The following is an 11,157-nucleotide window of genomic DNA, read 5'->3' as shown; positions in this document are numbered from 1 at the left end:
CTACCGAGACGACCGGGGTGCTGCTCACCCGCACACCCTTCGCCTCCAGCGTCCGCACGTCTTCGTCGGCGAACGCCTCGTCGACGGGGAACACGGTGATGTCGCCGACGATCCTGCCCAGCAGGCCGATCAGGTGCTCCGCCCGTGGCGCTGCGCCGACGATGCCGATCGGCTTGTCCGCGTGCTCGTGTCCATCGCAGAACGGGCACATGAATGCGCGCGTGCCCCACAGATCCTGCAGTCCGGGGACGTCGGGCAGATCGTCCGCGACTCCCGTGGCCAGGATCACGCGACGTCCGTCGACCGTCGAGCCGTCGGCCAGGGCGACCTGGAAGCCCCCCTCGCTTCCGGAGATGCCGGTCGCACCGGTGTCGCGGACCTCCACGTCGGCGTAGGCGGCGAGCTCGGCGCGGGCGGTGGCGCGGAGCTCCGCCGGGGGTGCGCCGTCTTCACCGATCATGTTGTGCATGTGCAGGACGGTGCCGTTGCGGTACTCGCCCGAATCGAGGAGCAGCGTCGAGCGGTGCATGCGTCCGAGGGTCAGAGCGGCCTGCAGTCCTGCCGGTCCTGCGCCGATCACGATGGCGTCGTACATGGTGGTCCTTCCGGTGGATGTTGCGTTCTCCGCCAGTCTGTGACTTCATGTCAACATGAAGTCAAGCGCTGAGCATCCGTGGTCCGTCGGCGATGTCGCTGCCCGTTTCGAGCTGCCCACGAACGTGCTGCGGCACTGGGAGTCGGTGGGTCTGCTGCGGCCGCCGCGTGACTCTGCCGGTCGCCGCCGCTACGGCGAGGACGAGGTCGTCCGCATCGCCGTGATCCAGCGCAGCAAGGCCGCCGGGATGACGCTCGACCAGATCGCCGTGCTGCTCGACGACGGAAGTGCGGGGCGGCATCAGGTGCTGCAGCAGCATCTGGACGACCTCGATCGGCGCATGGAGGAGATGCGCCGGTCGCGTGAGATGACCGAACATGCCATGGGCTGCCGGGCTCATGACATCGCGACCTGTCCGCGATTCCGGGCCGGCGTCGACGACGTCCTGGCGCGGTTCTGACCGGGGTCTCAGGCCCTTCCGCATCCACCTCGTGCATAGGATCCTCTGCGTAAACTCGGAGTCGTGCCACGCGATTCGACGGTCCGTCAGATCCGCAGCGGCCGCTCCTCCCGCACCCGGCGTTCACGCCGTGCGGTCGGTGCCGCGCTCGCTGCGGTGCTCGCCATCGGTCTGAGCGCCTGCGCTCCCGATCCGGTCAGCCAATCCTTCCTGAGCGGCGAGAACACCGGCTACGTCGCGGCGGACGGCGCGATCGTCGAGATCCCCGTCGCCGAGCGCGGCGAGCCCGTGGAGTTCGGAGGAGTCACCGAGACCGGCGAGAAGTTCGACAGCGCCGACATCGCCGGAGACGTCACCGTCGTCAACTTCTGGTACGCCGGGTGCGCGCCGTGCCGGCTCGAAGCCGCCGACCTCGAAGCCGTGTGGCAGGACTTCTCAGGCGAAGACGTCTCGTTCGTCGGTATCAACACCCGCGACCAGGCCGACACTGCCGTCGGTTTCGCCGAGGAGCACGACATTACATACCCCAGTCTGATCGACGTCGACACCGCCGAGGCCAAGCTCGCGTTCGCGAAGGTCACGCCGATCGCCGCGACGCCGACCACGCTCGTGCTCGACAAGCAGGGGCGTGTCGCCGCGCGCATCATCGGACCGATCGACGGGCCCTCGATCCTCTCGACGCTCGTCAAGGACGCGCTCGCGGAGGACTCGTGAGCTGCCCGGGAGCGTTGTGAACCCCGAAGCGATCATCGGCTCCGGGGCCCTCTGGATCGCGATCCCGGTCGCGATGCTGGCGGGACTCGTCTCGTTCCTGTCTCCGTGCGTGCTGCCGCTCGTGCCCGGCTACCTCGGATTCCTCGGAGGGGCAGTGGCCCCCCGCCAGGTCGCTTCCGGCGGCGGGGAAGGGCGCGCCACGACGCAGACGACCGAGACCGCGACTCGCGGCCGGCTCGTCCTCGGCGTGCTGCTGTTCATCTTCGGCTTCAGTCTGGTCTTCGTCTCGATCACCGCCCTCGGGGGCGTCGCGAGCGTCTTCCTGCTGCAGTGGGGCGAGATCATCACCCGGGTCCTCGGCGTCGTGATCATCGCCATGGGACTGGTCTTCCTCGGCCTGTTCGGGTTCGCGCAGCGCGAGCTCCGCTTCCACGTCGACTCCAAGGCCGGCATCATCGGCGCTCCGCTGCTCGGCATCGCGCTCGGCATCGGCTGGGCGCCGTGCCTCGGTCCGACGCTCACGGCGATCTTCGCGCTCTCGTTCAACGCCGGCGACCCGGTGCGCGCGGGGTTCCTCGGGCTCGCCTACTCGCTCGGCCTCGGCATCCCGTTCCTGCTCGTCGCGCTCGGCTTCGGCTGGGCGACGAAGGCGATCGGCTTCCTCCGCCGCCACATCCGCGTGGTGAACGTCATCGGAGGGGTGCTGCTGATCGTGCTCGGCATCCTGATGGTCACCGGGCTGTGGACCGACATCATGTCTCGACTGACGGCGGTGATGGGCAGTGTCATCCTCCCGCTCTGACCACTCCGGCCGTTCCCAGAAGAACACCCGCCCCGAGAAGACCACCACGAAGAACAAGGGTGCCGTGAACAGCGACTCCAGCGATCCGCTCCGCCCGTCCGACCATGTCGACGGCGACGACTCGATCACCCAGCCGCGTCTCGGCTTCGTCGGCTGGATGCGCTGGGGCTGGCGTCAGCTGACGTCGATGCGCACGGCCCTGGTGCTGCTGCTCGTGCTCGCGATCGCGGCGATCCCCGGCTCGATCTTCCCCCAGCGCATGGCCGACCCGAACGGCGTCACGCAGTGGGAACGCGACAACCCCGATCTCTTCCCGGTGCTCGACGGACTCAAGATGTTCGACGTGTACCTGTCGCCGTGGTTCTCGGCGATCTACCTGCTGCTGTTCGCCTCGCTCGTCGGCTGCGTGATCCCGCGCATCAAGCACCACGCCAAGGCGCTGCGTGCCCGTCCGCCGCGCACTCCCGCGCGACTGCAGCGGCTCGAGGACTACCGTGCCGTCACGCGCGATCCTGCGGTCGAGTCGGGCACGAAGACCGGCGACGCGGAGGCTGAGGCCGCCGCGTCGATCGACGTCGCCACCCAGCAGCTCAAGGCTCTCGGCTACCGGGTGGAGCGCTACGACCGCGGGCGCACGTTCTCGGTCTCCGCCGAGCGCGGCTATTGGCGCGAGACCGGCAACCTGCTCTTCCACCTCGCGCTCGTGGGCGTGCTGGTCACGGTCGGCGTCGGCGGCGGCTTCTCCTATACGGGACAGCGGGTGCTGGTCGAGGGCGAGACCTTCGCGAACACCCTGCTCGACTACGACTCGATGAACCGCGGCCGCTTCGTGGGCGACGACGCCTTCTCGCCGTACTCGATGCGCCTCGACTCGTTCGACGTGACCTACCAGCCCTTCGGCGAGCCGGGCTCAGGGCAGGCGGGCGACTTCTCGGCCAACGTCACGGTGCAGGAGAACGGCGAGGAGCGCACGGGAGCCGTCAAGGTCAACGAGCCGCTCGGGGTGGCCGACGATGACGTGTTCCTGCTCGGCAACGGCTACGCGCCGACCGTGACCGTGCGCGACCCGGACGGCAACGTGGTCTTCACCAACAGCACGCCGTTCCTCCCGCAGGACACCAACATGACCTCGCTCGGTGTGCTGAAGATCCCGGACGGCCTGGCCGAGCAGGTCGGCCTGGTCGGGTTCTTCTACCCGACGACCGGTGTGCTCGAGAGCGGTGCCTTCTTCTCCGCCTACGGCGACCTCACCAACCCGACCCTCACGCTCGACGTGTACACCGGTGACCTCGGCATCAACGAGGGCGTGCCGCGTTCGGTCTACGTGCTCGACACCACCGGCATGACCAAGCTCACCGGCCGCAGCACCGACGTCGAGTCGATCGAGCTCGTCCCAGGGCAAACGGCCCAGTTGCCGAACGGCCTCGGCTCGGTCACGTTCGATGACGAGTCCCCGGCCGGGGCGACGGATTCCTCGGAATCGGTGAAGAGGTTCGCGTCGCTGCAGATCCACCGTGACGAGTCCGGCGTGTGGGTGCTCGGCTTCGCGCTGCTGGCGCTCGGCGGGCTCATGATCGCGCTGTTCGTGCCGCGTCGACGTGTGTGGGTCAAGGCCACCGCGCACGACGGGGAGATCGCGCTGGAGTACGCCGCGCTCGCCCGCGGTGAGGACCCCACCCTCGCCGCCGCCGTGGACGACCTCGTCGCCGGTCACGCCCGACTCCTCGACGCGGCGGGCGGTACCGCTGTGCGCACCGAGACGGATGCCGCCGCCGACGACACCGCGGAGGAGTCCGCAGCGCCGGACGCCCCGGCTCCCGACACCCGGAAAGTAGACTGACACCATGCTCGAGCTCAACGTGATCTCGCCGGTCCTGCTGTGGACGGCGATCGCGATCTACGCGGCGGCCTTCGTGGCCTACGCCTTCGATCTCGCACGGCGCTCGCAGGCCACGGCCGACGCGCAGACCGTTCGCGAGCCGGCGCTCGTCGGCGCCGGTGGGGGAACCGCCGTCACCGCCACGGGCGCACCTGGTGCAGAGGTGCCGCCGCAGCGCTTCGTGATGGCACGGATCGGCACCTCGCTGACGGTGCTCGGGTTCGTCTTCCACCTCGCGGCGGCGGTCACCCGCGGTATCGCCGCAGGCCGCGTGCCCTGGGCGAACCTCTACGAGTTCGCGATGATGGGCACGCTGCTCATCGTGGCCGTCTTCCTCGTCGTCCTCACGCGCCTCGACCTGCGCTTCCTGGGCACCTTCATCACCGGTCTCGTCGTGGTGCTGCTCGGCCTCGGAGCGACGAACTTCTACGTCGACGTCTCGCCGCTCATGGACCCGCTCAAGAGCGTGTGGCTCGTCATCCACGTGTTCGTCGCCTCGCTCGCCACGGCGTTCTTCGCCCTCGCCTTCGCCCTCTCGGTGATCCAGCTCATGCAGTCGCGTCGTGAGCGTCTCGTCGCAGAGGGCGCCGCGAAGACGGGTCCCGGGTTCCTCAGCACCTTCCCGACGTCGGTGCGTCTGGAGAGCCTGGCGTACATGTTCACGATCATCGGGTTCATCCTCTGGACCTTCACGCTGATCGCCGGATCCATCTGGGCGTACTACGCCTGGAGCCGGTTCTGGGGCTTCGACGTCAAGGAGACCTGGACGTTCGTGATCTGGGTCATCTACGCGGGGTACATCCACGCGCGTGCGACGCGCGGCTGGCGCGGTAACCCTTCGGCGTGGCTCGCGATCGTCGGCTTCTCGGCCGTGATCTTCAACTTCACGATCGTGAACGTCTTCTTCAAGGGTCTGCACGCCTACTCCGGCCTGAGCTGAGTCTCGACCACTCGCACACCTGAGACCCGTCCGCGGCACCATCCGCGCGGACGGGTCTCGTGCGTCCGACGCGTGCGGACACATGCCGCCGAAACCGCGGATACGCGGTTGTATGCTCATCGCAGGGGAGCGCGCCGGAGGCAGGAGCCCACATGCCCGTACTCGTCGGAATCGTCGAAGATCACCCTGCGATGCTGTTCGGCATCGCCACGATCCTCAATCGCAGCGGGGGCATCCGGGTCGCGGCCAGCGGCGCGACGGCTGCCGAGGTCGCGAGCCGCGCTCGGCGGCTCGACGTGATCCTGCTCGATCTCTCGCTGTCCGACGGTTCCACTCCGGCTGAGAATCTGCGCACCCTCGAACCCCTCGGCGCGAGCGTCGTCGCCTACACCGCAGGCGATCAGCCGCATCATCTCCGCGAGGCCGCGCGAGCGGGTGCCGTGGGCATGATCAACAAGTCCGACTCCCTCGAGGTGATCACCTCCTCGGTGCGACGGGCGGCGCAGGGCCACATCCTCGCCACGACCGAGTGGGCGGCCGCCCTCGACGCGGATCACCAGTTCGTCGCTGCGCATCTCAGCCGCCGGGAATCTGAGGTGCTGTCGCTCTACGCTTCGGGAGAGACGGCCGAGAGGGTGGCGCAGGCACTGTTCCTGTCCCGTGAGACCGTGCTCGATCACATCCGTCGCATCCGAGCGAAGTACGCGGCGGTCGATCGCGCCGCACCGACCAAGGTCGACCTGTTCCGGCGGGCCGTGGAAGACGGGCTGGTCCTGCAGAACCGGTGAGGGAGGCCGGACTCGCTCAGCCCGCGAACGGCCAGATCAGCGGCACGTAGAACACCGCGACGACGAAGAACAGGACCGTCAGGGGCCAGCCGAAGCGCGCATAGTCACCGAAGCGGTAGCCGCCGGGCTCCATCACCATGAGGTTCGCCGGCGTCGCGACGGGGGTGAGGAACGCGGCCGCTCCGGCGATCGTGAGAGCCATCAGGAACGGCAGCACCGACGCATCCATCGCGGTGGCGAGAGCGACGGCGACCGGAGCCACGATGAGCACGGTCGCGGTGTTGCTGATGAGCTGCCCGAGCACCAGCGTGATCAGAACGATCACCGCCACGGCCGCGTGCGGACCCGCGTCGCCGAGGAACGAGCGCAGCCCGTCGGCGATCAGCTGCGCGGCACCGGTCTCCTGGAAAGCCGTCGAGAGCGGGATCATTCCCGCTACGAGGATGACCGTCGTCCAGGAGATCGCGCGGTAGGCCTGGGTGATCGAGACGACACGGGTGAGGATCAGCGCCCCCGCGGCGAGGAGCCCCGCGATTGCGGCCGGCACGATCCCCGTCGCGAGCATCACGATCATCGCGAGCAGGATCACCGCCGTCCGCTTCGCGCCCGCACCGAGCGGCACGGAGCGGCGGAGGGTGAGTGGCGCGTCGACCACCAGGACCTCGTCGCGCTGGGAGGTGTGCCGTTGGAGGTCGTCCCAGGAGCCGTCGAGGAGCAGGGCATCGCCGGCCTGCAGGTCGGTGCCGGACTCGTCCAGCGCCTCCTGCCCGCGCCGCACACCGAGCACGACGAGGTCGCCCGACGGTGTGCACATCCCCGGGAACACGTGCAGGCCGATCAGGCTGGAGCGCGGCGGCACGACGACCTCGGCGACTCCGCGCGAGGCGGATACCAGTGCCCGGTCGGGCGAGAGCGCATAGTCGGCGCGCAGCAGGGACGCGAGGCGCTCGAGGTCGATCGGTGCGGATGCCGGAGTGCGCTCCGGCAGCAGCCGGTTGCCCAGGAGCAGGATGATCGCGAGCGTGCCGACGAGCAGCGGGAGCCCTGCGAGCGCGAACTCGAAGAAGCCGAAAGGTCGGGCGCCGTTGTCGGTGGCGACCTCGGACACGATGATGTTCACCGGCGTGCCGGTAAGGGTCAGCATCGACCCCGCGTGGGCCGAGAAGGCGAGCGGCATGAGCATCTGCGAGGGGCGGATCCCTGCGCGGGCGGCGACCACGACGACGAGCGGCAGGAGCGATGCGACCGAGCCGTTCACGCTGATCACCGCCGTCATCGCGGCGGTCAGCAGCCCGATCGTGAGCAGCAGCCGCCGACGGCCGGTGCCGGAGTGGGCGACCACCTCCTGCCCCGCCCACGCGATGATGCCGGTCGATTCCAGCGCCTCGCTGACGACGAACAGGGAGGCGATGAAGAGCACCGTCGGGTCGCCGAATCCGGCGAGAGCCGAACCCAGGTCGAGCACGCCGGTCAGATAGAGAGCGACCGAGACACCGACGGCCACGACACCGAGGGGGATGCGGTTGGAGACGAAGGCGATCACCGCGCACAGCAGGATGACGAGGGTCGCGACGATCGGGTCCACGGCCCCACGATAGGGCGCGCCCCGGATCACGGCGACCCCCCTAGTTCTAGGGGGTGTGCTTGCAGGAGCTTCTCGCTCGACACGATCATGGGGGCTATGGCTGCGGAGAAGTCGGTGAGTGCCTCGGATGCCGAGAGCAAGGGGTTCCTGAACTGGATCGAGAAGGTCGGCAACAAGGTGCCGGATCCGACGATCATGTTCGTCTACCTGATCGGTCTGATCGCGGTGCTCTCCGCCATCCTGTCCTGGGTGGGGGTGTCGGTCACGGACGACGTCGTGATCCCGGTCCCGAAGGACGAGTTCTCCCAGGTCAACGAGCAGTTCGGTGGCAACTGGGAGATCTACGACACCACGACCGGCATGCCCGCGGAAGTCCCCGACTACACGATCGAGGAGCAGACCTTCGAGGTGCGCAACCTGCTGTCCATCGACGGCATCCGCTTCTTCTTCTCGTCCTTCGTCGACAACTTCGCCGGCTTCGGCGTCGTCGCGGTGGTGCTCATCGCGATGGCCGGTGTCGGCGTGGCCGAGCACGCAGGACTCATGGGGGCGATGATCCGCCGCGTGGTCAAGGTCGCACCGCGTCGCTGGCTCGCGTTCATCCTGATCTTCGTCGGTGTGCTCTCCTCGGTGGCGACGGATGCCGGCTACTTGATCCTGGTTCCCTTGGCTGCCGCCGCGTTCTTCACCGTGGGGCGGCATCCGCTCGCGGGTCTCGCCGGTGCGTTCGCCGGCGTCGGGGCGGCGTTCGGCGCGAACCTCCTCATCACACCGAGCGACAGCATGCTCACCGAGATCACGAACGAAGTGCTCACGAGCGCCGGGATGCAGCCGATCGAGGTGACGCAGAACTTCTACTTCGGGATCGTGTCGACGTTCCTGCTCACGACGGTGGCGCTGCTCGTGACCGTCCTCATCACCGAGAAAAGGCTCGGAAAGTACGACCGCAAAGAGATGACGATCGCGGACGAGGCCGAGAACGTCGACCACGACGCCGAGGCCCGTGGGCTGAAGTTCTCGTTCTGGGCGCTGCTGGGCTTCGTCGCCGTGATCCTCGCGCTCACCCTGCCGCCCGGCGCGCCGCTGCGCGACCCGGAGACGGGCGACATCATCGGCACCACGCCGTTCATGGCCAGTCTGGTCTTTATCATCTCGCTCGCGTTCCTCGTGTGCGGCCTCGCGTACGGGGCGGGCGCGAAGACACTGCGCGGTGGCTCGGCCGCGGTCGGTGCGATCGCGAAGACGTTCGGGAGCCTGGGTGGCCTGCTCGTGATGTTCCTGATGATCGCCCAGTTCATCGCCCTGTTCAACTGGAGCAACCTCCCCACCGTCGCCGCCATCTCGGCCGCCGAACTGCTGGAGCAGGCGAACGTGCCTGCGATCGTGCTGCTGCTCGCATTCATCGTCGTGATCGTGATCCTCGACTTCATCCTTCCCGGCCTGGTTCCGAAGTGGGTGATCTTCGCCCCGGTCTTCATCCCGATCTTCGCGTCGCTCGATGTGGCACCGCAGACGCTGCTCGCCGCGTACCGCGTCGGCGACTCGCCGGTGAACGTGCTGACCCCGCTCATGGTCTACCTGCCGTTCATGGTGACCGTCGCACAGCGCTACAAGAAGGAGGCCGGCATCGGCACGATCATCGCGCTGATGATCCCGTACGCGGTGTGGATGCTGCTGTCGTGGACGGCGCTGTACGTGGTCTGGTTCCTCCTCGGCATCCCCTGGGGCCCCGGCTCACCGGTCGACATGGTCGGCTGACCCGTCTCCCGTCCCGGCAGGGTGCAGGGACGGATCTCGACGCCGCATCGCAGAACAAGGAGCAGACTCATGGACCGCAGGCCGAACAAGCTGATCCCCGCCGATCTGAAGACCACCCCGGGGCTGGATGCCGTCGATGCGGCCCGGATCCGGGTGGGTGAGATCGCCGCCGATGTCGAGGCGATCGGGATCGGGGTGTATTCCGACGGTGAGGTGCCCGCAGACCTCGGGTTCGATCGCGACGCACTCGAGAGCGCCGGGTTCACGGCGAAGCCGGGTACCTCGATGGTGCTTCCGCGCGCGGGAGAACCCGACCTCGTCGCCGTCGGTCTCGGGTCGAAGGCCGATGCCGGGGCGGGCGGCCTGCGCGACGCCGCCGCGACTCTCGCCAGGGCCGCCTCGCGGCGGGAGACGCTGGGCCTGCGGATCGACGACCTCGCGGGAGTGGATGCCGCAGCTGCCGTGCGCGCGCTCGCCGAAGGGGCGCTGCTCGCCCGCTACCGCTACACGGTGCTGAACGGGTCGTCGAAGCACGTCCCGCTCGCGGCGTTCACGATCGACGTCCCCGGAGGGACGGCCGAGCCCGTCGCCGCCGCTCTCACCGGCGTGCGTGCCGCCGTCGTCGCCCGTGACTTGGCGAACACCCCGCCCGGACACCTCACCGCCGTGAACATGGGCGAGATCGCCGTCGAACTCGGCGCCCGCTTCGGGTTCGAGGTCGAGCTCTTCGACAAGCACGCGCTCATCGATCTCGGCTGCGGCGGGCTGCTCGGCGTGAACCAGGGCTCGGTGGAGGAACCGCGCATGATCAAGCTGGTCTACACCCCCGACGGCGGTGGCACGGGTCATCTCGGTCTCGTCGGCAAGGGAATCATGTACGACTCCGGCGGCATCAGCCTCAAGCCCAGCGACCCCATGCACCTGCTCATGAAGATGGACATGGGCGGCGCGGCCGCCGTGCTCGGCGCCTTCGTCGGGCTTCGCGACGCCGGGGTCACGGCCAAAGTGACGGGCTGGCTGATGTGCACCGACAACATGCCTTCGGGCACGGCGTACAAGCTCGGCGACGTGCTCACCGCCCGCGGCGGCACCACGATCGAGGTGAAGAACACCGACGCCGAGGGGCGCCTCGTGATGAGCGATGCGCTCGTGCTCGCGACCGAAGACGAGGTGGATGCCATCATCGACATCGCGACGCTGACCGGTGCCGCGCTGGTGTCGCTCGGCGCCGCGACCGCTCCGGTCTTCGGCAACGACCAGGCGACGGTCGATCTGGTGCGGACGGCATCCGCTGCGGTCGACGAGTCGGTGTGGCAGCTGCCGCTGGAGCAGAAGTACCGCAGGCAGCTCGACTCCGAGATCGCAGACATCGCGAACCTCGGCGGTCCGTTCGCAGGGGCGACGACGGCAGCGCTGTTCCTGGAGCACTTCGTCGGCGGCACTCCCTGGGCGCACCTCGACATCGCCGGCACGATGCAGACCGAGAAGGACGACTCCTGGCGGACGGCCGGTGCCACGGGATTCGGGGCGCGGCTGCTGCTGGAGGTGGCTCGCACGTTCGTGCCGGCATCCTGAGGTCTGACTGCGCGGCCGGGGACGGGGACGCCGAGGGGTTCGCCACTCGGCGGCCGGTCAG

Annotated in this window: 10 protein-coding genes; 8 read left to right on the top strand and 2 right to left on the bottom strand. The window is 68.7% G+C overall.

Annotated features, from left to right (window positions below):
• On the bottom strand, nt 1–595 hold a 595-nt coding region (locus ACNPM4_RS03430; RefSeq protein WP_448984702.1), incomplete at its 3' end, for an NAD(P)/FAD-dependent oxidoreductase.
• Between the two features lie 55 nt (nt 596–650).
• Between ACNPM4_RS03430 and ACNPM4_RS03425 the strand changes: the two genes are divergently transcribed.
• The 6 genes from ACNPM4_RS03425 (at nt 651) to ACNPM4_RS03400 (ending at nt 6,178) form a co-directional block, all read left to right on the top strand.
• Nucleotides 651–1,055, top strand: a complete 405-nt coding sequence (locus tag ACNPM4_RS03425) for a MerR family transcriptional regulator (protein ID WP_029263873.1) — start codon at nt 651–653, stop codon at nt 1,053–1,055.
• A 63-nt stretch (nt 1,056–1,118) separates the two neighbouring features.
• Nucleotides 1,119–1,769 carry a TlpA family protein disulfide reductase gene (locus tag ACNPM4_RS03420; protein WP_448984701.1) on the top strand — a complete coding sequence of 217 codons (651 nt, stop codon included), beginning with the start codon at nt 1,119–1,121 and terminating at the stop codon, nt 1,767–1,769.
• Nucleotides 1,770–1,785: 16 nt separating this feature from the next.
• Nucleotides 1,786–2,571, top strand: a complete 786-nt coding sequence (locus tag ACNPM4_RS03415; RefSeq protein ID WP_448984700.1) for a cytochrome c biogenesis CcdA family protein — start codon at nt 1,786–1,788, stop codon at nt 2,569–2,571.
• Nucleotides 2,552–4,411 (top strand): cytochrome c biogenesis protein ResB, encoded by a 1,860-nt coding sequence (resB, locus tag ACNPM4_RS03410; protein ID WP_448984699.1) that lies wholly within the window; start codon nt 2,552–2,554, stop codon nt 4,409–4,411. Before ACNPM4_RS03415 ends, resB begins: the two co-directional genes overlap by 20 nt.
• A gap of 4 nt (nt 4,412–4,415) precedes the next feature.
• Nucleotides 4,416–5,390: a c-type cytochrome biogenesis protein CcsB gene (ccsB, locus tag ACNPM4_RS03405; protein WP_448984698.1), complete on the top strand. Its 975-nt coding sequence runs from the start codon at nt 4,416–4,418 to the stop codon at nt 5,388–5,390.
• Between the two features lie 152 nt (nt 5,391–5,542).
• Nucleotides 5,543–6,178 (top strand): response regulator, encoded by a 636-nt coding sequence (locus ACNPM4_RS03400; RefSeq protein WP_105711158.1) that lies wholly within the window; start codon nt 5,543–5,545, stop codon nt 6,176–6,178.
• 16 nt (nt 6,179–6,194) lie between these two features.
• Here the strand turns inward: ACNPM4_RS03400 and ACNPM4_RS03395 are convergent, their stop codons facing one another.
• A complete protein-coding gene (locus tag ACNPM4_RS03395) occupies nt 6,195–7,763 on the bottom strand; it encodes an SLC13 family permease (RefSeq protein ID WP_448984697.1) in 1,569 nt (522 codons plus the stop codon).
• Between the two features lie 96 nt (nt 7,764–7,859).
• Here ACNPM4_RS03395 and ACNPM4_RS03390 point away from each other — a divergent pair, with 96 nt between their 5' ends.
• Both ACNPM4_RS03390 and ACNPM4_RS03385 read left to right on the top strand, forming a co-directional pair.
• Complete coding sequence (locus ACNPM4_RS03390) at nt 7,860–9,521, top strand: AbgT family transporter (protein ID WP_400856383.1); 1,662 nt, start codon at nt 7,860–7,862, stop codon at nt 9,519–9,521.
• Nucleotides 9,522–9,590: 69 nt separating this feature from the next.
• Complete coding sequence (locus tag ACNPM4_RS03385; RefSeq protein ID WP_448984696.1) at nt 9,591–11,096, top strand: leucyl aminopeptidase family protein; 1,506 nt, start codon at nt 9,591–9,593, stop codon at nt 11,094–11,096.
• Nucleotides 11,097–11,157: the final 61 nt, after the last annotated feature.

Source organism: Microbacterium umsixpiens (assembly GCF_053543675.1).
The sequence above is the reverse complement of the archived record's forward strand: the minus strand, read 5'-3'. Positions and strand labels throughout refer to the sequence as shown.

Excerpts from the sequence above, each read along its gene's own strand:
- ACNPM4_RS03390 (WP_400856383.1), top strand. The coding sequence starts at position 7,860 with ATGGCTGCGGAGAAGTCGGTGAGTGCCTCGGATGCCGAGAGCAAGGGG.
- ACNPM4_RS03385 (WP_448984696.1), top strand. The coding sequence starts at position 9,591 with ATGGACCGCAGGCCGAACAAGCTGATCCCCGCCGATCTGAAGACCACC.
- ccsB (WP_448984698.1), top strand. The coding sequence starts at position 4,416 with ATGCTCGAGCTCAACGTGATCTCGCCGGTCCTGCTGTGGACGGCGATC.
- ACNPM4_RS03400 (WP_105711158.1), top strand. The coding sequence starts at position 5,543 with ATGCCCGTACTCGTCGGAATCGTCGAAGATCACCCTGCGATGCTGTTC.
- ACNPM4_RS03425 (WP_029263873.1), top strand. The coding sequence starts at position 651 with ATGAAGTCAAGCGCTGAGCATCCGTGGTCCGTCGGCGATGTCGCTGCC.